The organism is Grimontia sp. AD028 (assembly GCF_000973155.1).
Classification (GTDB): domain Bacteria; phylum Pseudomonadota; class Gammaproteobacteria; order Enterobacterales; family Vibrionaceae; genus Enterovibrio; species Enterovibrio indicus.
In genome coordinates, this window is record NZ_LASY01000128.1 from 1 (window position 1) to 21,685 (window position 21,685).

The following is a 21,685-nucleotide window of genomic DNA, read 5'->3' on the forward strand; positions in this document are numbered from 1 at the left end:
AAGTCGCGCCCGTTCTTTTTTGTGCGATAGGTATTACTCCTCCAACACCGGATATGCCGGCATATAAATCTCTTTGATTCGCATCCCTTTCATCACGGCATAGCCCTGGTAGCAATCCAGACCATTCACAGAAAACTCAAAGTAGTAGCGGGTTTGAATATCCAATGGTCCTTTCGGCCAACCAAAGGAATGACTGCCCCGCGCAATCGAAATCAACTGCACATTGGTTTGCTGGCATCGACGGACGATATAGTTTTTCGCCAGTTCACTCTGCCGGCGTTGTTGCCAGAATAAGCTGGCAACGATAGCGATAAGTAATATCCAAAACAGATCAGCAGTCATTTTAAGCCTTCACGGATTGCTGGAGTTGTTTCACTGCATCAAGCAAAGCTGGCGATGCGGAGCCGTGCAGTAAAGCTAACACCTGTGGACGAAGTGCTGGGATCATCACTAGATCTGCCACCATCTGCTGGAAGAAAGCCTGATCTTTTTGGTCAGCAACGGCGATAAGAAAGGCGTCTAATAGTGGTTCATTTGATAGTGCTTGCCAACAGCGCCCTGCAATCGCAATCAACATTTCACGGTGACGGAGCGCTTCAGTTGCCAGCATACGTTCAATGACACCGTGCACAACGTCCGGCTTGGCGCCAGCCAATGCCCTAACATGAGCAGTGAGAAGGAACAGGTCTGTTTCGTCACCAGACAGCATGGCCTGAATGTCTTCTTCAAGACGCGCAGCCAGTGAATCCGGAATATCGCAATGCTCGAGACAGCCTAGTAGCGCATATTTGGGTGGCTGCGGCATGTTTGAGAGGGCTTTACGCAAACGGGTAAGGTTGTTGTGCTTGTCCATGCGCGCACACAGATCGGCAATTCCCTGAAGCCCTACTCCTTGCCACTCCTCCCAGCCAAGCTCACCTGAAGCGTAATGTTGTGCATGGTCATAATACTGGCTGGCAGGCTGGTTCAGCTTAGCGGTGAGGAAAGCATGGAATATAGCTTTCTTATCATCTTGCGGATTGAAGGTGTAAGGGTTTGCAGCAAGCTTTTCCTGTTCTTCTTCCGTTGGGGTTTTATCCAGTGTTGCGCCCATGGCTTGCGCCACATATTGGATGAAATCGCCAAGTGCAGCCTGATTGAGAAGGCCACGTTCATCCAGAGGCATCTTCAAAAACCAGATCCATGGGGCTTGATTCGGTTGCCAGAATGCAATGCCGATTTGCGCATGTTGCTGCGCAGGAAAAGGATAGGGCATGCGGTTTTCTTCAATCGCCACAAAATCTTTGTTACTGATAGGCGTGACGCGTCGGCTGAGATCGAATACCAGAAATTCGCAGTTTGCCTGACTCAATATGGCGTTAAGAGAGAGCGTATTTTCCATGATGACTTCTAATTCGTGTTGCCTTCATTGGCGGAGAGTGAAACAGCGGTGAGTGTACCATTCTCGCGGCTTTGGGCGGCGATGGATTCGTAACAGCGCTTTTCACTGAATGTTGCTGAACGATGGGAGTGTGGATTTCAGATCGCTCGGCATTGATTAGTGATATGCTTGCGCCAGTTTGATATTTCAACCCATTGGACGCAAAAGCGGGTAAAAGAGAGCAATTTCTATGAGCAAACACGAAAAAGTCGGTGCCTTGCTGTTGGCACTCAAAGACACGCTAGAAGTGCATGGTCACTGGCAAAGTGAACCCCCTTCGAGCGAAGCTCTTTCAAGTGTCGAACCCTTCGCGGTTGATACTTTGAGTTGTGCCGAATGGCTTCAATGGATTTTTATCCCGAAAATGGCGTTCCTGTTACAACACGGCCAACCTTTGCCAGAGTCATTTTCTATTGCTCCTTATGTGGAAGAAGCTATGCGTGGTCAGGAAGGGCATGCAGACATTACCCGTGTTTCGATGGACATTGATGCTCTGTTTACACCGCAATAACTGTTTTTAAGATGCAAACTGAACTCGAAATTATTTATCGCGATGAGTGGCTGATCGCCGTTAACAAGCCTTCAGGTATGTTGGTGCACCGATCTTGGCTCGACAAAGGCGAAACCCGCTTTGTCATGCAAACGTTGCGAGACCAGATTGGTCAGCATGTTTTTCCTCTTCATCGGTTGGACCGCCCAACCTCCGGTGTTTTGCTTTTCGCACTGTCGTCCGAAATGGCTTCACAGATGATGCCAAAATTCGCCGGGCGTGACATTCACAAAACCTACCATGCGGTCGTTCGCGGCTGGATTAAAGAAGGTGCAACGCTAGATTATCCACTCAAAGAAGAACTGGATAAGGTGGCTGATAAATTCGCGACGGCTGAGCCAGAAGCTAAAGAGGCGGTCACTGAATACCGACCGGTTGCGCATGCGGAGTTACCGATCCCTATGGGGCGCTACCAAAGCTGCCGTTACACGCTGGTGGAAATGAAACCGCATACTGGCCGTAAGCACCAGCTCCGCCGTCACATGCATCACTTGAGTCACCATATCGTGGGTGATGTGAATCATGGCGACGGGCGACACAATCGCCTTTTCCGTCAGGAATTTGAATGCCATCAACTGCTGCTTCATGCATCACAAACGGAATTTCAGCATCCGGTAACGGGTGAAAACCTGGTGATTGATGCCAAGGTTGATGAGGTTTGGCGAAGGGTGCTTGAAGGTTTGGGATGGGGCAGCGCGCTCTGAGGAAGAGCGGGTCTCAGGATCCTAGAACCTGAGACCTTTTTTCTAGAGTTTTTCCAGATCGGCTTCGATCTCAGCGATCTTGCTGGCAACCACTTTTTCTAGGTGGCGTAGGTCGCGAAGGATTTTCTTCTTGGTATCCTGCTCGCTTTTCTCGTGGCGCACGATCTTATCCAACTCATCCACAACCAGCGACAAGCTGCGGTTGATCTCCGTGACTTCACGGAAGCGGCCGCTGCCACTGTCAACCACCACATTCTTTCTCTGGCGCGGATATTTGAACTTAACGCTTTTGGCAAACAGCTCGCCTTTGGCTTTGTGAAAGTAGATTTTCAGCGTGTCTGAATTGGCTTCTTGACGCAGGGTGTAACGCTCGATGTTCTCTGGATGTTCGATACCGATGTTTTTCAGATTCTGATACATGTTTTACCCCTTCTCTCGTCAGAACAGACTACGGTTCAATCACTTATTGTTCACTTTAGCAGCATCCTTTCTCCAGCCCCAACCATTGTTATGATCTATGTCTGAGACTTGTGGTCGAGATCGCCCAATATGCTGACTGAGCGAAATTCTCCAGTTTCATTCACCACTAATTTGCATCATTTAAGGCATCAAATAGTGCTTCTTTCAGCGTTTTCTGAACTTCGTCAGAAAGCGCCTGGCGTTCACCATCAGTCACAATGAAAAAGTCTTCTGCACGCTCACCAATGGTGGTGATTTTCGCCGCTTGCAGAGACACGCCTTCGCGGGCGAATACCGCACCTACACGTGCTAAGAGGCCCGGTGTGTCCAGCGCGACCAGTTCAAGGAGTGTACGACGTCCTGTGCGAGTCGGCAGGAAAGAGACCTGCGTTTTCACATTAAAGGCCATCAACTTACGGGACGTACGTTTGACCGGAATCGTTATTGGTCCATCCTGAGTGAGTGCCAATGTGACACCTTCGCGGATTTTTTCGTGCCGGTCGGGTTGAATCGCTTCGTTATGTGAGTCCAACACCATAAAAGTGTCCAGTGCGAAACCATCTTTACTGGTCATGATTTGTGCGTCGTGGACGCTGAGATTTTTCTTATCAAGTGCGGCGACCACACGTGCAAACAGGCTTGGCCTGTCCTGACTGTAAACGAAAATCTCGGTGCCACCACGGGTGGCATTTTTGCTGACCAGCACCAAAGGCTCATCACCTTCGTGACTCAGAATGTGCTCACTGTGCCAGGCGATTTGCTTGTGGGTGTGGCGCAGAAAGTAGTCCGCTTTAAAGCGCTGCCAAAGCAGCTCAATTTCCCGCGGTGTGTGGCCGTGTTTGCGCAGCAGGGCTGACGCCAAATGTTGGTTATGGCGGATACGTTCACGAATATCTGGCGGGTTTTCCAACCCGCGGCGCAGCGCTTTCTGGGTGGAGTAGTAAAGCTCTGCCAGAAGGGTTCGTTTCCAGCTATTCCAAAGCTCTGGGTTGGTGGCGTTGATGTCGGCCACGGTCAGGCAAATCAGGTAGTCGAGGCGTTCTTCATCACGCACTTTCTGGGCAAATTCAGTAATGACTTCCGGATCGTAAATATCGCGACGCTGAGCGGTGACAGACATCAGCAGGTGATTGCCGACCAACCAGCTGACAAGGTTCGCCTCAGGGCGAGAGAAACCGTGATCGATACAGAAGCTATAGGCTTCTTCTGCGCCAATTTCTGAGTGATCGCCACCGCGGCCTTTACCGATGTCATGGAAAATCGCTGCCAGTAAGAGAAGCTCCGGTTTCGCCAAGCGAGGGTAAACATCACAACAGATTGGGTGCTTGTCGCGGTTTTCTTCGTAGCTATAGCCATTAATGTGTTTGAGCAGGCGGATAGTGTGCTCGTCCACGGTATAGGCGTGGAAAAGGTCAAACTGCATCTGGCCGACTATTTGGCTCCATTGCGGAAGGTAGGCTGACAACACGCCGTGCTTATGCATCAAAGGGAAAGCTTTGTGCAGCGCATTTGGATGGCGGGTAAGGGCGATAAATTTCTCTTTTGCCTCTGGTACATCACACAGGAAACGATTCAGGCGTCGGCGTGCAGTGCGGAGCTGTCTGAGCGTCGGTGCCGAAATGGATTCAATCGACTTGTCGTTAGCGATGTGCAGGAACATGTCGATGATGGTGTCGGGACGAGCCTGGAAAAGTGCGGGCTTGCGCGCTTCAATCTGGCGTCCATGACGCTGGAAATCATCGCTCAGCACTTCAATGGTTTTGCTGTCGGGCTCGTTTTCAATCGCCTGTGCAAACAGGCGGATCAGCATTTTGTTGAGCTCAGAGACTCTTCCCAGTGTGCGGTAGAAGTCTTTCATCATGAGCTCGATGCCACGGTTTCCTTCGCCTTGGTAACCGAGAGTTTCAGCAACAGAAGGCTGATGGGCGAAGGTGAGGCGGTTGTCATAACGACGAAGTTCAAGGTGCAGGGCAAAACGGATGCGCCACAGCATCGTCTGGCATTCATCTAACTCGCGGAATTCAGCGTCAGTCAGAAAGCCGTATTTACTCATTTCACGTAGGCTGGTGGCACCGAAGTGACGGCGGGCAATCCAACTCAGGGTATGGATATCACGAAGACCGCCCGGACTGGATTTGATGTCTGGTTCCAGATTGTAGGCTGTGTCATGGTATCGGGCATGACGCTCTTTTTGCTCTTTAACTTTGGCTTTGAAGAATCTTTCGCTGGGCCAGAACTGCTCAGAGTGAATGCGGTTTTTCAATTCATGGAAGATTCGTTCACTGCCGCAAAGCAATCGGGATTCCTGTAAATTGGTGGCGACGGTCAAATCGTCGAGGCCGACATCCATACACTCAGCGAGGGTGCGCACGGAATGGCCGACTTCCAGTTTTAAATCCCATAACAATGTTACGAACTCACTGAGACGCGTTTGGTATTTTTTATCTACACCGTTTTCAGAGAGGATCAAAAGGTCGATATCAGAAAGAGGGTGAAGCTCTCTGCGTCCGTAACCGCCTACGGCAATCAGCGAAAGGTTGGGATGATGATGAAATTCGAAATGTTGCCACAGCCTTTCCAGCAAGGCGTCAATGTAATCTGAACGCTGGTAAACCAAATCCGTGACGGGCTTGCGTTCAAGAAAAGCGGCTTTCTGTTGTTCACCGAACAGTGACAGCTGATTTTTAAGCTCAGTAAGATTCAGCTGCTCAGCGGTCAGTTCATTGGGCGAGAGCAAAACGTCGTTCATTGTCATCCTTGATAAAAAAAGTCGGCGCATTGGCCGACTTCTGTTTTTTGAATTATGCGTTGTTCAAAATGCGAGGCAGTTTTTCCTCACTGCGCAGAGTCAGGATTTCACAACCGGTGTCCGTGACCAGAATCGTGTGTTCCCATTGCGCGGATTTCTTGCCATCAACGGTATATACCGTCCAGCCATCATCATCATCCAGCAGAGTGCCAAATTTACCTGCGTTGATCATTGGCTCAATGGTAAAGCACATACCTGCTTTAATGACGGTGCGGTCACTGTTCTTGTAGTGCACCACTTGCGGCTCTTCATGGAATTCAGCACCAATACCGTGACCACAGTAATCTTTCACGATTGAGTAACGCTTTGGACGGTTTTTGATGAACTTTTGGATTTCCGTACCGATGTCACCAATGCGCGCGCCAGGTTTCACTTTTTTCAGGGCTTGGTAGAGGCTTTCCTGTGCGACGTGACACAGTGCTTTGTCTTCCGCAGACACTTCACCCACCAGGAACATTTTTGACGTGTCGCCGTGGTAGCCGTCTTTAATCACTGTGATGTCGATGTTGATGACATCACCATCTTTCAATACGTCAGTTTTGCTCGGAATACCGTGACATACAACGTGGTTGATTGAGGTACAAATAGACTTTGGAAAGCCGTGGTAGTTGAGCGGTGCTGGGATCGCTTGCTGTGTCTCTGTGATGTATTTGTGGCAAATATCATCCAGCTCTTCAGTCGTCGCACCCGCTTTTACGTGCGGTTCGATCATCTCAAGCACTTCTGCCGCAAGGCGACCGGCCTCACGCATTTTTTCGATTTCTTCAGCCGATTTAATAGTGGCGCTCATTGCTTTCTCTCAGTTGGCTCCCTTAACTGAAACAGCAAGGGAGGAATTGACTGCTATTACTACATATTATCAATCGCATCGCCATGTGGGAACCTTACCCGGCGACTCACTGACTTTTTTATGCTGGATTCTAAGGCGCTTTTTATGGTATAAAGCGCGCCGAAATACGCCTTAATGGTTAATCGGGTCTTCCGGTTCTGTTTAGGTGGTTTCGACAAACACTTATTTTTTAACACACACACATATCGGCACATGCTCCGGGGTGCCCTTTGCGGGTCGGATGTATGGGATATGTGGAGGCCTAACCCCAAGAGGAATTAAAATGGCTACTGTTTCAATGCGCGACATGCTGAAAGCTGGTGTTCACTTCGGTCACCAGACTCGTTACTGGAACCCTAAGATGAAGCCGTTCATCTTCGGTGCACGTAACAAGGTTCACATCATCAACCTAGAAAAAACTGTACCAATGTTCAACGACGTACTGGCTGAGCTGACCAAAGTTGGTGAGCGTAAGGGTAAAGTACTGTTTGTTGGTACTAAGCGTGCCGCTAGCGAATCTGTTAAAGCAGCAGCAGAAAGCTGTGATCAGTACTACGTGAACAACCGTTGGTTGGGCGGTATGCTGACTAACTGGAAAACTGTTCGCCAGTCAATCAAACGTCTGAAAGATCTGGAAACTCAGTCAACTGACGGTACTTTCGAGAAGCTGACTAAGAAAGAAGCTCTGATGCGCACCCGTGAAATGGAGAAACTTGAGAAGTCTCTGGGCGGTATCAAAAACATGGGCGGTCTGCCAGACGCGCTGTTCGTAATCGACGCTGATCACGAGCACATTGCTATTAAAGAAGCAAACAACCTGGGTATCCCAGTGTACGCGGTAGTTGATACCAACTCTGACCCAGACGGCGTTGACTTCGTTATCCCAGGTAACGACGACGCGATTCGCGCAGTTCAACTGTACCTGAACGCTGCAGCTCAGTCATACACTGAAGGCCGTAGCCAGGACATCGTAGCTCAAGCAGAAGACGAGCTGGTTGAAGTCGCTGAATAAGACACTTGCTCCTTGTGAGCGTTCTTAGCCATCAGACTGTCACAGACAGCACTGTAAGCTAAGTAGGTTAGCAGGGGCCAACTATGGGCCCCTGATTTTTACCCAAATAGTTTCGAATCGAGGAATGAACAATGGCTGTTACCGCTGCCCTGGTAAAAGAACTGCGCGAACGCACTGGCGCAGGCATGATGGAATGTAAAAAAGCGCTGGTAGAAACTAACGGCGACATCGAGCTGGCGATTGAAAACATGCGTAAGTCAGGCGCTGCTAAAGCTGCTAAGAAAGCAGGTAACGTAGCTGCTGAAGGCGCAATCATCATCAAAGAAGTTGATGGCGTTTCTGCTCTGGTTGAAGTTAACTGCCAGACTGACTTCGTTGCTAAAGACGGCAACTTCACTGCTTTCGCAAACGCAGTTGCTGATGAAGCAGCGGCAACTAAAGCGACTGTAGAAGAGCTGCAAGCGAAATTCGAAGATGACCGCGTAGCGCTGGTTGCTAAAATCGGTGAAAACATCTCTATCCGTCGCGTAGCTTACGTTGAAGGTTCAGCGATGGCTTCTTACCGTCACGGTGAGCGCATCGGTGTTGTTGTTGCTGGTGAAGGCGACGCAGAAACTCTGAAGCACATCGCAATGCACGTTGCTGCATCACGTCCAGAGTACGTAACTCCTGACGACGTACCAGCTGACGTAGTTGCTAAAGAGCGCGAAGTTCAAGTAGAAATCGCGATGAACGAAGGCAAGCCTAAAGAAATCGCAGAGAAAATGGTTGAAGGCCGCATGAAGAAATTCACCGGCGAAGTTTCTCTGACTGGTCAACCTTTCATCATGGAGCCTAAGAAATCTGTAGGTGACATCCTGAAAGAGAAAGGCGCTTCTGTTTCTACTTTCATCCGCCTGGAAGTGGGTGAAGGTATCGAGAAAGCAGCTGGCATGAGCTTCGCAGAAGAAGTTGCAGCCGCTCAGAAAGGTTAATTCCTCTTTGAGACCCAAAAGACCGCAGAACCCTGCGGTCTTTTCACAATCCCATCCGTAGAAGTTAGTGCCTAAAGGTAGTGAGAATGACTACAAACCCAAAACCAGCTTATCAACGAATTTTGCTTAAATTGAGTGGCGAAGCGCTGCAAGGTAAAGAAGGCTTCGGTATCGATCCGGCTGTGCTTGACCGCATGGCACAAGAAATCAAAGAACTGGTTGAACTTGGCGTACAAGTTGGCTTGGTTATCGGTGGTGGTAACCTGTTCCGTGGTGCAGGCCTTGCAGAAGCGGGTATGAACCGGGTTGTGGGCGACCACATGGGTATGTTGGCGACTGTAATGAACGGTCTGGCTATGCGTGATGCACTGCACCGTGCCTATGTGAACGCGCGGGTGATGTCTGCTATCCCTCTGAACGGTGTGTGTGACAGCTACAACTGGGCGGAAGCTATCAGTCAACTGCGCAACGGCCGTGTGGTAATTTTCTCTGCAGGTACAGGCAACCCATTCTTCACCACAGATTCAGCAGCATGTCTGCGCGGCATTGAAATCGAATCTGATGTTGTGATTAAAGCCACCAAGGTTGATGGCGTTTACACTGACGACCCAGCGAAAAACCCGGATGCAGAACTTTACAGCCACCTGGCTTACCAGGACGTGCTGGAAAAAGAATTGAAAGTGATGGACCTTGCTGCCTTCACTCTGGCTCGCGATCACAAGATGCCGATTCGTGTTTTCAACATGAATAAGCCAGGTGCGCTGCGCCGAGTTGTGATGGGTGAGCAAGAAGGGACACTAATTAATAACGGTTAATCAATTTTAGTGGCATAATCTCCGTCGTTAGAAAAAAGAATCTTCAAGGATATTCTCGTGATCAATGAAATTAACGCAGATGCGAAAGAGCGCATGCAGAAAAGCGTTGAAGCGCTGAAGAACACTCTATCTAAAATCCGCACTGGTCGTGCGCATCCAGCACTGCTTGATGGCCTGTCTGTCGATTACTATGGCTCTGCAACTCCGCTGAAGCAATTGGCTTCAATCGTTGCAGAAGATGCACGTACTCTGGCTATCACTGTATTCGATAAGTCTGTGACGCAAGCTATCGAAAAAGCGATCATGACTTCAGATCTGGGTCTGAACCCAATGTCTGCGGGTACGGTTATCCGCGTTCCATTGCCACCGTTGACTGAAGAGCGTCGTCGCGATCTGGTTAAGATTGTTCGTGGTGAAGCTGAAGGTGGCCGTGTTGCTGTTCGTAACATCCGCCGTGACGCCAACAGCGATCTGAAAGGTTTGCTGAAAGAGAAAGAAATTTCTGAAGACGAAGAGCGTCGTGGTCAGGACGATATCCAAAAACTGACTGACGCGGCTGTTAAAGAAATTGACACAATTCTTGAAGCCAAAGAAAAAGAGTTGATGGAAGTTTAATTCCGGCTACACTCTGATTCCATTGCCGAAGCGCTGTGCTAGCAGTACAGCGCTTTTTATTTGCGAAGGATAATGATGAGCTCCCAATCTTTCCATCAAGAAATCGATCCCAGCCTACTTCCCAAACACATCGCCGTCATCATGGACGGAAATGGCCGTTGGGCCAAAGCGCGTGGCAAAGCGCGTATGTTTGGCCACAAAGCCGGTGTTGACGCCGTTCGAAAAACTGTTTCAGCTGCTAATCGTCTTGGTATTCAGGTTTTGACCCTGTTTGCATTCAGCAGTGAAAACTGGCGTCGTCCAGAGGAAGAAGTCAGCCTGTTGATGGAGCTTTTTGTCACTGTGCTGGGACGTGAAGTGAAACGTCTTCACAAAAATGGTGTAAAGCTCAAGGTAATTGGCGATACCACGCGCTTTAGCCAGTCGTTACAAGATAAAATTGCCGCGGCGGAAGCTTTAACGGCCAACAATACCGGATTGGTATTGAACGTGGCTGCCAACTATGGCGGTCAGTGGGATATTATGCAGGCTGTTAAAAAGCTTGCGGCTCAGGTAGAGCGTGGCGAAATTCCTGCAGAGCAACTCACTGAAGGTGATCTTCAGGTGCACCTGTCTTGTTCTGGTCTACCAGACGTAGATTTGATGATACGCACCAGCGGCGAATGCCGCATTAGCAACTTTATGCTGTGGCAAGCGGCCTATGCGGAGTTGTATTTCACCGAACAATTCTGGCCTGATTTCGACGAGACAAGTCTCACCGATGCTATTGCTTGGTTTATCAACCGCGAACGCCGATTTGGGTGTACCGGTGAGCAGATCAAGGCCATGTTACAAGTAGAAAAATAGAGGGTTTCGTTTGCTGAAACAACGTGTCTTAACGGCACTGGTACTGGCACCGCTTGTTATCGCCGGTATTTTCTTTTTGCCGTTACAACTTTTCGTGATTGCTGTGGCAGGTGTCACTTTACTTGGCCACTGGGAGTGGACCAAGTTTGTGGCTGCCTCGTCCCGTTTTAGCGCATTTGTTTTCCCTGCAATCATTCTTGTCGGTTCACTGTTTGCGTTACCTGTGACTCAAGATGGCCTTCAACTCACCACTACAAGTGGCAGTGTGTTGGCGATTGCTGGTGCATTATGGTGGCTGGCTGCTACTGTGATGGTGCTGCGCTATCCAAGAGGGACTAGCTGGTGGGGTGATAGCAACGCAGTGCAGCAAGGATTTGGCGTACTGACGCTGCTTCCATTCCTTTGGAGCGTTATTCTTCTCCGTGCCTACCACTTCGATGTTTCCCCTTACCTTGGCGCGAAGATGGTGCTTTTGGTTTGTTTGTTGGTTTGGTCTGCTGATACTGGTGCGTATTTTGCGGGTAAGACCTTCGGTAAGCGCAAAATGGCACCTTCAGTGAGCCCAAATAAAACGGTTGAAGGTCTGATTGGCGGGTTGATTGCAGCCGTTGCTGTCACCTTGACCGCTGCCCAGTATTTCTCTATTCCTTTCTCCTCTCTTGCTATGTTAGGTCTTGTTGCTTTGATCACTTCCTTCGCTTCAGTTTTGGGCGATCTTGCGGAAAGCATGTTTAAGCGTGTCGCGGGTGTGAAAGACAGTGGCAGCATTTTGCCTGGACATGGCGGTATACTGGATAGAATAGATAGCCTGACGGCCGCATTCCCAGTTTTCACCGTATTGTATTTCTGGCTTGCGTAACTCTCTCACCGGCGTTTCGCCGGTGAGTTGTATTCAGGCTTTATGGAACAAAAACTCAGAGTTTCCTATGCGTAAGATAACGATTCTTGGTGCAACCGGCTCAATTGGTACCAGCACGCTTTCTGTGATTGAAAAGAATCCTCACGCCTACGAGGTTTTCGCGCTCGCGGCGAATGCCAACGTCAATGAAATGCTTCTTTTGTGTCTGAAGTGGCGTCCAAAGTTTGCCGCTATGGCGAATGCTGAAGCTGCTGCAAATTTGCGTCTGGCATTGCAAAATCAAGGCTGTGCGACAGAAGTACTCAGCGGGATTGAAGGTCTTTCTGCGATTTCTGAGCACACTGATGTTGATACCGTTATGGCGGCAGTGGTGGGGGCTGCGGGGCTTATTCCTACTATGGCAGCAGTGAAGGCTGGAAAACGTGTACTGTTAGCTAATAAAGAAGCGCTGGTGATGTCCGGGCAATTCTTTATTGACGCTGTTCACCAATACGGCGCTGAGCTCCTGCCCGTTGACAGTGAACACAATGCGATTTTCCAGTGTCTTCCTGCAGGTATTCAATCGCGTCCGGGTGTTTGTGATTTGGCCTCAGAAGGGGTTAGCAAAATCCTTCTTACAGGTTCTGGTGGTCCGTTCCGTTACACTGATTTAGCCCTTCTTCAGGAAGTGACGCCAGCTCAGGCTATTGCGCATCCGAACTGGTCGATGGGGCCTAAAATTTCTGTCGACTCTGCCACTATGATGAACAAAGGCCTCGAATATATTGAGGCGCGCTGGCTGTTTAATGCCAATCGTGAGCAGTTGGATGTCATCATTCATCCTCAGTCGGTGATTCATTCGATGGTACAGTACCGTGACGGTTCTGTGCTGGCACAAATGGGTTTGCCTGACATGTGTACGCCTATTGCTTATGCAATGGCTTATCCGGACCGTATTGAAGCGGGTGTGAAGCCTTTGGATTTCAGCGAAGTGGGTGAATTCACTTTCCTTAAACCTGATTTCAACCGCTATCCATGTTTGAAGTTGGCGATTGATGCCTGTTACGTGGGTCAGGCAGCAACAACGACTCTTAATGCTGCTAACGAAGTCGCGGTTGAAGCATTCTTGCACGGGCAAATTGGCTTCATGCAGATTGCTGAGGTGAATGATGCTGTGTTACAACGGGCGGAGTTATCGGAACCATCCTGCATTCAAAGCCTCTTAGAGATAGATGACAAAGCACGTGTCATGGCTCAGAAAAGGATTACGGAGTTAACACAATGAGCGCCATTCTTTGGAACCTGCTGTTTTTCCTCATTGCACTCGGCATTTTGATTGCGGTACATGAGTACGGCCATTTTTGGGTTGCGCGTAAATGTGGTGTGAAAGTTGAGCGCTTTTCGATTGGCTTTGGTAAGTCGATTTGGAAGAAAGTGGGCAAAGATGGCACCGAATACACGCTAGCGATGATCCCACTGGGTGGCTACGTCAAAATGCTCGATGAGCGTGTTGACGAGGTCCCTGAATCCCAGAAAGAACATGCATTCAATAACCGTCCACTGTGGCAGCGCAGTGCGATTGTTGCCGCAGGGCCAGCGGCAAACTTTTTGTTTGCTATTGCCGCTTATTGGCTGGTAATGATCATTGGTGTACCAGCAGTAAAACCGATTATTGGTGATGTCGCTCCCCAATCTATTGCTGCACAAGCGGGCATTGAACCGGGAATGGAACTAACTGAAATCTCCGGTATCAAAACGCCAGATTGGGAATCAGTCAATTTTCAGTTGATTGCCCATATCGGTGACAGTGAGATGACACTGGCAGTCAAACCTGATGAGAATGCTGCCTATGCGATTGAGAAGAAGTTGGATTTAGCAACATGGTCTTTCGATCCTGAATCTCAGTCAGCACTACGCACGTTAGGGATGACGCCTTACCGCCCGGAAATCACTAAAGTGCTTTCCAATGTAGTGGAAGGTAGTGCGGCAGAAAAAGCCGGGTTACTGGTAAATGATAGACTACTGTCTTTGGGTGATAAGCCTGTTACCGAATGGTCTGGGGTGGTAGAAACTATCCGTGCAAATCCTGGGCAGGCTTTGCCTGTTCTTGTTGAGCGTGACGGTGCTGAGGTGTCTTTGACCCTGACACCTGACGTGAATGAACAAGATGGTAAGGCAACTGGCTACGCTGGTTTTGCACCGTATGTTGAGCCTTGGCCCGAGTCGCATCAGCTGACACTTCAGCATGGTCCTTTGGATGCTATTCCGGCGGCGATGGACAAAACCTGGCAGGTGGTATCACTGACTGCTGGGATGATTAAGAAGCTGTTCACAGGTGATGTGGCAGTAAAGAATTTGAGTGGACCTATCTCAATTGCAAAAGGTGCAGGGATGACCGCAGACTTCGGTCTGGTATACTTTCTCGGCTTTCTCGCACTGATCAGCGTTAATTTAGGCATTATTAACCTGTTACCGTTACCGGTTCTTGATGGCGGACACCTGTTGTTTTTTGGTATTGAAGCCGTGACACGTCGCCCCGTCTCTGAACGAGTGCAGGATATGGGATATCGGGTAGGTACAGCAATCATCATGGCGTTGATGGCTGTAGCGATATTTAACGATTTCGCCCGACTATAAACATTCAGCGTTTAGCAAGGAAATGTCAGAGCAAGCAATGGCGATGAAAAAACTTCTTATAGCCTCTCTTTTATTCTCAAGTTCTGTTACGGCCGATGAGTTCGTAGTAGAAGATATTCGTTTTGAGGGGCTTCAGCGCGTCAGCCTCGGTGCTGCGTTGCTCGCAATGCCGGTACGGGTTGGCGATAACATCGACGAAGGCGATGTTTCCGGGATCATCAAATCCCTGTTTTCCACCGGCAACTTTGAAAACGTACGCGTCTTCCGTGATGGCGATGATCTGTTGGTCAAAGTGATTGAACGCCCAACGATTGCCAGCGTGTCTTTCTCAGGCAATAAAGCCATTAAAGAAGAGCAACTGGAAGAAAACCTTTCCGCTTCTGGCCTTCGTGTGGGCGAGTCACTGGACCGCACCAAGCTTTCCAATATCGAAAAAGGTCTGGAAGATTTCTACTACAGCGTGGGTAAATACAATGCTGTAGTGGATACGGTGATCACCCCGCTTCCGCGAAACCGCGCTGACGTAAAATTTGTCTTCACTGAGGGCGTTTCAGCAAAAATCCAACAAATTAATTTTATTGGTAATGAAGTCTTCTCTGACGATGAACTCAAGTCTAACTTCAAGTTGCGTGCTGATGTGCCTTGGTGGAATTTCCTTGCCAACGAACAGTATCAGAAACAGGCGCTGGCAGGAGACTTGGAAAACCTGCGCTCATTTTACCTCAACCGCGGTTATCTGAAATTTCGTGTTGAGTCCGCCAATGTTTCTATCTCACCGGATAAAAAAGGCGTCTATATCACCCTGAATATTGATGAGGGCGAACCTTACACGGTGGCAGATGTCAGCTTCCGAGGCGGTAAAGACAGTGCTGAATTTGTCGCGCTGGTGCCTTTCGAAGACGGTGAAACTTACAACGGTCAAAAAGTGACGCGCCTTGAAGATGAAATCAAGCGTAAACTGGGTGAACAAGGCTATGCCTATCCTCAGGTTTCCACTATTCCTGAGTTTGATGACGAAGCAAAGACCGTTGCTCTTAACGTGAATGTAGAGCCGGGTAAGCGTATTTATGTTCGCAACATCAAGTTCTCTGGCAACCAAATCACCAAAGACGAAGTGCTGCGCCGTGAAATGCGACAGATGGAAGGCTCTTGGCTGAACTCTAAATCTGTTGAGACCAGTAAAGATCGTCTGAATCGTCTGGGCTTTTTCGAAACCGTTGATGTTCGTACTTCCCGTGTGCCGGGAACGGATGATCAGGTAGACGTTGAATATGTGGTTAAGGAGACCAACTCCGGCAGCGTGAACTTTGGTATCGGTTACGGTACCGAGTCAGGGATCAGCTTCCAGGCAGGTCTTCAGCAGGATAACTTTGCGGGTACAGGTAACCGCTTTGGTGTCAATGCGATGATCAATGACTACCAAAAGAACCTGACGCTGGATTATCGTGACCCTTACTTTACCTTGGATGGTATTAGCCTTGGTGGCCGCATTTTCTTCAACGAGTTTGAAGCCTCCGATGCAAACATTGTCGACTATACCGACAAGAGCTACGGTACCAGCCTGACCTGGGGTTTCCCATTCGACGAAATTAACTATTTCGACTTCTCTGTGGGTTACACTCACCGCCAGATCGAAAATCTGGGCGGTTATTACCAGATTCAAAAGTTCCTCGATTCGATGGGCGACAGCGTGACTGATGATGGTGGTCTCGTGGTCGATGACTTTGATTGGTCGGTAAGCTGGACCCGAAACAACCTGAACCGCGGTTTCTTCCCAACAGCGGGTAATTACCAGCGTGCGTCATTCCGTATGACAGTGCCAGGCTCTGATGCCCAGTACTTCAAAGCGCAATATGATGTTCGCCAATATTTCCCACTCGATGAAGGACACAACTTCTCCTTCCTGATGAGAGGACGTTTGGGTTACGGCAACGGCTATGGCAGTAACGACGAGAATGATTACCTGCTTCCGTTTTATGAAAACTTCTATGCAGGTGGTTACTCAACGCTTCGTGGTTTCCGCTCGAATACAGCAGGCCCGAAAGCCGTTTATGACCAGGGGGCAGGCAACAACCCTGCGCTTGTAGGCAGTAACGATTCTGTCGGTGGTAATGCGATTGCATTGGCCAGTGCCGAACTGATTTTCCCGATGCCATTTGTTTCTGAAGAGGCGAGAAGTGCAATTCGAACCAGTGTGTTCGTGGATGCAGCTTCAGTATGGGATACCGAATACGACCTGAATGGTGCGCGTGTCATCAGTGGTCAGGAATACATTTACGACTATAGCGATCCATCGAACTACCGGGCATCGTATGGTGCAGCGATTCAATGGCGCTCCCCAATGGGACCGCTGGTTTTCTCGCTGGCTAAACCAATCAAAAAATACGAGGGTGATGACGAGGAATTCTTCACCTTTACCATTGGCCGTACGTTCTGATTTCAACATTAGGAGAAAAGTTTGAAACCTATTATCAAAGCGGCAGGCCTGAGCCTCGCCATTGTTACCGCTTCTTTTTACGCAACTGCGGCAGAAGCTGCACAGAAAATCGGTTACGTTGCGACTGGCCCGGTGTTGGCGCAAATGGCGAAGAAAAGTAATGTTAACGAACAGCTTCGTAAAGAGTTCAAAGATCGCATCGCCGAAGTGGATCGTCTGAGAGATCGCCTAGAAAAAGGTGTTGATAAGCTTCAGCGTAATGGCGAATTGATGAGCGAAGCAGAGCGCACCAAGCTTCAGCGTGAGCTGCAGGCTTTGGACGCAGATTTCAAATTGAAAGCGAAAAACCTTCAGGAAGACCAGCGTAAGCGTGGCGCGGAAGAAGAGCGTAAGCTTGTTGTTAAGCTACAGAAAACCATTGAAACAATTGCCAAGAAAGAAGGCTATGACATGGTCATCAATAGTCAGGCTGTGATGTATGCAAGCCCGAAAGACGACCTGTCAGAAAAAGTACTGAAAGCAGTGAAATAAGTAAGGTAGAAAATGGCTTCTATTACGCTCGCTGAATTAGCGGAAAAACTGGGTGCAGAACTGCACGGTGATGGCAGTGTGCAAATCAGTGCCATTGCGGGTATGGATAAAGCTGGCGAAGGAGAGATCACCTTCCTTTCCAGCAGCAAATACCGCAAACACCTTGCCGAGTGTCAGGCAAGTGCTGTGATGGTCAAGGAAGCCGACCTGTCATACTGCACCGGAAATGCGCTAGTGTTGAAAGACCCGTATCTGGGATATGCATTAACCGCACAATTGCTGGACACCACACCTGCCTGTGCGGTTGATATTGCCCCAAGTGCCTATGTTTCACCGACAGCGAAACTGGGGAATGGCGTCGCCGTTGGCCATAACGCTGTGGTAGAAGACGGCGTAGAGCTCGGCGACAACGTGCAAGTCGGTGCTGGCTGCTTCGTGGGTAAAGATACCAAGTTAGGTGCTAATACCCGTCTCTGGGCAAACGTGACGGTTTACCATAATGTGGTGATAGGTGAGTCTTGCCTTGTGCAGTCGGGTACGGTTATCGGTTCTGATGGCTTCGGTTACGCAAACGACAAAGGCCGCTGGGTGAAAATTCCTCAAGTGGGTCGCGTCGTCATTGGCGATCGCGTTGAGATTGGTGCTTGTACCACCATCGACCGTGGCGCGATTGAGGATACCGTGATTGCTGATGGTGTGATTATCGACAACCAGTGTCAGATCGCTCATAATGTTTCGATCGGTGAAAATACCGCCGTTGCAGGGGCAACCACAATGGCTGGTAGCCTTAAGATCGGTAAGCACTGCATTATTGGTGGTGCGACCGTCATTAACGGCCATATGGAAATTACAGATGGTGTCACGATCACTGGTATGGCGATGGTGATGCGACCTATCACTGAACCGGGCATGTATTCTTCGGGTATTCCACTTCAGACCAACAGAGAGTGGCGCAAGACCGCTGCACGAGTGCTGAAAATCGAAGACATGCATAAACGATTGAAAGCCGTTGAAAAACAGCTAGAAGACAGCGAGTAATAGCCGTCCGCGATGGCCTGCTCTGGTGGTTCATTTCGATAAATTGTCGGAACGAACCTGCAGTGTGGGCCATTTGTGTTATCAGCCAATTCAACGACATATAATAAGTATTTCATACAGGAATAAAACTTTGAGTCGCGAAAATAAAATCCTGACAGTTAACGAAATTAAAGAACTGCTGCCACACCGCTATCCATTTCTGCTGATTGACCGTGTTACTGATTTCGAAGAAGGCAAATACCTTCACGCGATCAAAAATGTCTCTGTGAATGAACCACAGTTCACGGGTCATTTCCCTCAGCTGCCTGTATTTCCGGGTGTATTGATCCTCGAAGCGATGGCGCAGGCGACCGGCCTTCTGGCATTTAAGACCTTCGGTCAGCCAAAAGAGAATGAACTGTATTACTTTGCCAGTATCGATAACGCAAAATTCCGCGCGCCGGTAACCCCTGGTGACCAGATGGTTCTGGAAGTGGAATTCCTGAAAGAGCGTCGCGGTATTGCTGCGTTCACAGGCGTTGCTAAAGTTGATGGTAAGGTTGTTTGCTCAGCTGAGCTGAAGTGTGCCAGAAGAGAGTTTTAATCGTGATTCATGAAACCGCACAAATCCACCCAACGGCTGTTGTGGAAGAAGGCGTAATCCTTGGCGCAAACGTCAAGATTGGTGCTTTTTCTTTCATCGGCACCGGTGTGGAAATCGGTGAAGGCACCGAAGTCAAAACACATGTTGTGATCAAAGGGCCAACAAAAATTGGCTGTGATAACAAAATCTATCAATTCGCTTCTATTGGCGAAGAGTGTCAGGACCTCAAGTACGCGGGTGAGCCTACCACGTTGATCATCGGTGATCGCAATACCATCCGTGAAAGCGTGACCATGCACCGTGGCACTATTCAGGATGAAGGCACCACGAAAGTGGGCAGCGACAATCTGTTCATGATCAATGCTCATGTTGCACATGATTGTGTGATTGGCGATCGCTGTATCTTTGCGAACAATGCAACGCTGGCTGGCCACGTAACAGTAGGTGATTATGCGATTGTTGGCGGCATGACCGCGATTCACCAATTCTGCACTATCGGCAGCCATTGCATGCTGGGCGGTGGTTCGATTGTGGTTCAGGATGTTCCTCCTTATGTGATGGCTCAGGGTAACCACTGCGCACCATTCGGTATCAATGTTGAAGGCCTGAAGCGCCGTGGCTTTGAAAAGAGTGCGATTAAAGCAATCCGCGCTGTTTACAAAGAGCTTTATCGCTCGGGTAAAACATTGGAAGAAGCCAAGAAGCAGATCCTTGAAATGTCGAAAGACGAGCAGGCTTTGCAGCTGTTTGTTGAGTTTTTCGAGAACTCAAGCCGAGGCATTATTCGCTAATGGCTAAGCCACTTCGAATTGGAATTGTCGCCGGGGAAATCTCCGGCGATATTTTAGGTGCCGGTTTTATCAAGGCAATCAAAGCCAAATATCCAGACGCGGAATTTGTGGGCATTGGTGGCCCTCGCATGAAGGCATTGGGCTGCGAAACACTGTTCGACATGGAAGAGTTGGCCGTGATGGGCATTGTTGAAGTGCTCGGCCGCTTATCGCGCTTGCTAAAAGTGAAGCGCGAACTTGTCGACTATTTTACAGCGAATCCGCCTGATGTGTTTGTCGGTATCGACGCGCCAGATTTCAATCTGAGGCTCGAAAAAGACCTCAAAGACAATGGCATCAAAACCGTTCACTACGTCAGCCCGAGTGTATGGGCGTGGCGTCAGAAGCGCATTTTCAAAATTGCCGCAGCCACAGATTTAGTCTTGGCACTTCTGCCTTTCGAAAAAGCCTTTTACGACAAGTTTGACGTTCCCTGTGCATTCGTCGGTCACACCATGGCAGATGACATCCCGATGGTGAGTGACAAAGCAGCAGCGAAAACCCTGTTGGGTTTAAACCAGGACAAGCGCTATCTAGCGGTTTTACCGGGTAGCCGTGGTGGTGAAATGAAGTTGCTGGCACCAACCTTCATCAAAACCTGCAAATTGCTTAAAGCAAAATATCCGGAAATTGGCTTTGCCGTTGCGCTGGTGAATGAAAAACGCCGGGTCCAATTTGAAGAAGCATGGCAACAAACGGCACCAGAACTGGATTTTGTGCTGGTGGATGACACCGCGCGCAACGTGATTACCGCTTCTGATGCGGTGCTGCTGGCCTCTGGCACGGTCGCGCTTGAGTGCATGCTGGTCAAACGTCCTATGGTGGTGGGTTATGAAGTGAATGCGATCACTGCCTGGATAGCCAAGCGTATGGTTAAGACTGAGTTCGTTTCTCTGCCGAATATCCTCGCAGGTCGTGAACTGGTCCCAGAACGTCTTCAGGAGGCCTGCACGCCAGAAACCTTGGCGAATGATGTTTCCCGTTTTCTCGACAGTGACAACACCGCTTTGATGGCGGAATTCACCCGCTTGCATGAAATTATCCGCTGCGATGCTGACAAAACATCCGCTGATGCAGTGCTGAATCTAATAGGACGTTAGTCAATGGACTTCGAACCTTTTGTATATCCTGACGCTAGGCTTATCGCTGGTGTTGATGAAGTCGGACGGGGCCCTTTGGTGGGTGCGGTGGTAACGGCTGCTGTTATTCTAGATCCCAATAAGCCAATTGAAGGGCTGACCGACTCCAAAAAACTGACTGACAAAAAACGCGCAGTGCTCTTTGAGGAAATCAAAGAAAAAGCACTGGCTTGGTCATTAGGCCGTGCTGAGCCGGAAGAGATTGATGAAATCAATATTCTTTCTGCCACCATGCTGGCTATGGAGCGAGCAGTGGCTGGCTTAAACATCAAGCCGGACTTTGTCTTGATTGATGGCAACCGTGTGCCGAAGGGACTCAATATCCCTGCAGAGGCGGTCGTTAAAGGTGATTTGCGCGTGGCGGAAATCAGTGCAGCTTCCATTCTGGCCAAGGTTGTTCGAGACCGGGAAATGGAAGAGTTGGATGCGCAATACCCGCAATACGGCTTTGCCAAGCACAAAGGTTATCCAACCAAGGCGCATTTTGAAGCGCTTGCTGAACATGGTGCTATCCCCGAGCACCGAAAGAGCTTTAAACCTGTTAAGAACGCGCTCGGCATTGCATAATGTTTCGGGAGGGATTATCTCATTCCTCCCACATTCACAACAATAAATCAGT

General features: G+C 49.3%; 22 protein-coding genes. 17 read left to right on the plus strand and 5 right to left on the minus strand.

The genetic code is table 11. The annotated features are described in order from the left end of the window. Positions 1–33: 33 nt before the first annotated feature. Positions 34–342, minus strand: a complete 309-nt coding sequence (locus tag RN22_RS21310) for a DUF3301 domain-containing protein (protein ID WP_002536363.1) — start codon at positions 340–342, stop codon at positions 34–36. 1 nt (position 343) lies between these two features. Beyond that, positions 344–1,381: a DUF3549 family protein gene (locus RN22_RS21315; RefSeq protein ID WP_002536365.1), complete on the minus strand. Its 1,038-nt coding sequence runs from the start codon at positions 1,379–1,381 to the stop codon at positions 344–346. Positions 1,382–1,610: 229 nt separating this feature from the next. Between RN22_RS21315 and RN22_RS21320 the strand changes: the two genes are divergently transcribed. Next, positions 1,611–1,931 (plus strand): YqcC family protein, encoded by a 321-nt coding sequence (locus tag RN22_RS21320; RefSeq protein ID WP_046307558.1) that lies wholly within the window; start codon positions 1,611–1,613, stop codon positions 1,929–1,931. A gap of 11 nt (positions 1,932–1,942) precedes the next feature. Further along, positions 1,943–2,674 carry a tRNA pseudouridine(65) synthase TruC gene (gene truC, locus RN22_RS21325; RefSeq protein ID WP_046307560.1) on the plus strand — a complete coding sequence of 244 codons (732 nt, stop codon included), beginning with the start codon at positions 1,943–1,945 and terminating at the stop codon, positions 2,672–2,674. A gap of 42 nt (positions 2,675–2,716) precedes the next feature. On the opposite strand, the gene RN22_RS21330 is transcribed toward truC, so the two are convergent. The 3 genes from RN22_RS21330 to map form a co-directional block, all read right to left on the minus strand. Then, positions 2,717–3,094, minus strand: coding sequence for a DUF3461 family protein (locus RN22_RS21330; protein ID WP_002536371.1), 378 nt, complete (start codon positions 3,092–3,094; stop codon positions 2,717–2,719). A 166-nt stretch (positions 3,095–3,260) separates the two neighbouring features. Continuing rightward, positions 3,261–5,882: a bifunctional uridylyltransferase/uridylyl-removing protein GlnD gene (glnD, locus tag RN22_RS21335; protein WP_046307562.1), complete on the minus strand. Its 2,622-nt coding sequence runs from the start codon at positions 5,880–5,882 to the stop codon at positions 3,261–3,263. 52 nt (positions 5,883–5,934) lie between these two features. Continuing rightward, complete coding sequence (gene map, locus RN22_RS21340) at positions 5,935–6,732, minus strand: type I methionyl aminopeptidase (protein WP_046307566.1); 798 nt, start codon at positions 6,730–6,732, stop codon at positions 5,935–5,937. Between the two features lie 322 nt (positions 6,733–7,054). On the opposite strand from map, the gene rpsB reads away from it, so the two are divergent. The 15 genes from rpsB to rnhB all read left to right on the plus strand — a co-directional run bounded on the left by rpsB (position 7,055) and on the right by rnhB (position 21,633). Next, complete coding sequence (rpsB, locus tag RN22_RS21345; RefSeq protein ID WP_002536376.1) at positions 7,055–7,783, plus strand: 30S ribosomal protein S2; 729 nt, start codon at positions 7,055–7,057, stop codon at positions 7,781–7,783. Positions 7,784–7,914: 131 nt separating this feature from the next. Beyond that, on the plus strand, positions 7,915–8,757 hold the full coding sequence (tsf, locus tag RN22_RS21350; RefSeq protein WP_002536377.1) for a translation elongation factor Ts: 843 nt from the start codon (positions 7,915–7,917) through the stop codon (positions 8,755–8,757). An 86-nt stretch (positions 8,758–8,843) separates the two neighbouring features. Then, positions 8,844–9,572, plus strand: coding sequence for a UMP kinase (gene pyrH / locus RN22_RS21355; protein WP_002536378.1), 729 nt, complete (start codon positions 8,844–8,846; stop codon positions 9,570–9,572). Between the two features lie 57 nt (positions 9,573–9,629). Next, the gene (frr, locus tag RN22_RS21360; RefSeq protein ID WP_002536380.1) at positions 9,630–10,187 is read left to right on the plus strand and encodes a ribosome recycling factor; all 558 of its coding nucleotides are present in this window, start codon (positions 9,630–9,632) and stop codon (positions 10,185–10,187) included. A gap of 75 nt (positions 10,188–10,262) precedes the next feature. After that, positions 10,263–11,033 carry an isoprenyl transferase gene (locus tag RN22_RS21365; RefSeq protein WP_002536381.1) on the plus strand — a complete coding sequence of 257 codons (771 nt, stop codon included), beginning with the start codon at positions 10,263–10,265 and terminating at the stop codon, positions 11,031–11,033. A 10-nt stretch (positions 11,034–11,043) separates the two neighbouring features. Further along, positions 11,044–11,892, plus strand: coding sequence for a phosphatidate cytidylyltransferase (locus RN22_RS21370; protein WP_002536383.1), 849 nt, complete (start codon positions 11,044–11,046; stop codon positions 11,890–11,892). A 67-nt stretch (positions 11,893–11,959) separates the two neighbouring features. Further along, positions 11,960–13,156: a 1-deoxy-D-xylulose-5-phosphate reductoisomerase gene (gene ispC, locus RN22_RS21375; protein ID WP_046307569.1), complete on the plus strand. Its 1,197-nt coding sequence runs from the start codon at positions 11,960–11,962 to the stop codon at positions 13,154–13,156. Further along, positions 13,153–14,508 carry a sigma E protease regulator RseP gene (rseP, locus tag RN22_RS21380; protein WP_046307571.1) on the plus strand — a complete coding sequence of 452 codons (1,356 nt, stop codon included), beginning with the start codon at positions 13,153–13,155 and terminating at the stop codon, positions 14,506–14,508. The genes ispC and rseP overlap by 4 nt, the downstream gene beginning before the upstream one ends. Before the next feature lie 37 nt (positions 14,509–14,545). Further along, positions 14,546–16,945 carry an outer membrane protein assembly factor BamA gene (bamA, locus tag RN22_RS21385; RefSeq protein ID WP_046307585.1) on the plus strand — a complete coding sequence of 800 codons (2,400 nt, stop codon included), beginning with the start codon at positions 14,546–14,548 and terminating at the stop codon, positions 16,943–16,945. Positions 16,946–16,966: 21 nt separating this feature from the next. Beyond that, positions 16,967–17,476, plus strand: a complete 510-nt coding sequence (locus RN22_RS21390; protein ID WP_046307572.1) for an OmpH family outer membrane protein — start codon at positions 16,967–16,969, stop codon at positions 17,474–17,476. 12 nt (positions 17,477–17,488) lie between these two features. After that, positions 17,489–18,514 (plus strand): UDP-3-O-(3-hydroxymyristoyl)glucosamine N-acyltransferase, encoded by a 1,026-nt coding sequence (gene lpxD, locus RN22_RS21395; RefSeq protein ID WP_046307573.1) that lies wholly within the window; start codon positions 17,489–17,491, stop codon positions 18,512–18,514. Between the two features lie 130 nt (positions 18,515–18,644). Continuing rightward, complete coding sequence (gene fabZ, locus RN22_RS21400) at positions 18,645–19,097, plus strand: 3-hydroxyacyl-ACP dehydratase FabZ (protein WP_002536399.1); 453 nt, start codon at positions 18,645–18,647, stop codon at positions 19,095–19,097. A 2-nt stretch (positions 19,098–19,099) separates the two neighbouring features. Beyond that, positions 19,100–19,888 (plus strand): acyl-ACP--UDP-N-acetylglucosamine O-acyltransferase, encoded by a 789-nt coding sequence (lpxA, locus tag RN22_RS21405; RefSeq protein WP_046307578.1) that lies wholly within the window; start codon positions 19,100–19,102, stop codon positions 19,886–19,888. Next, positions 19,888–21,027: a lipid-A-disaccharide synthase gene (gene lpxB, locus RN22_RS21410; protein WP_046307579.1), complete on the plus strand. Its 1,140-nt coding sequence runs from the start codon at positions 19,888–19,890 to the stop codon at positions 21,025–21,027. The genes lpxA and lpxB overlap by 1 nt, the downstream gene beginning before the upstream one ends. Positions 21,028–21,030: 3 nt before the next feature. Further along, positions 21,031–21,633 carry a ribonuclease HII gene (rnhB, locus tag RN22_RS21415; RefSeq protein ID WP_046307580.1) on the plus strand — a complete coding sequence of 201 codons (603 nt, stop codon included), beginning with the start codon at positions 21,031–21,033 and terminating at the stop codon, positions 21,631–21,633. Positions 21,634–21,685: the final 52 nt, after the last annotated feature.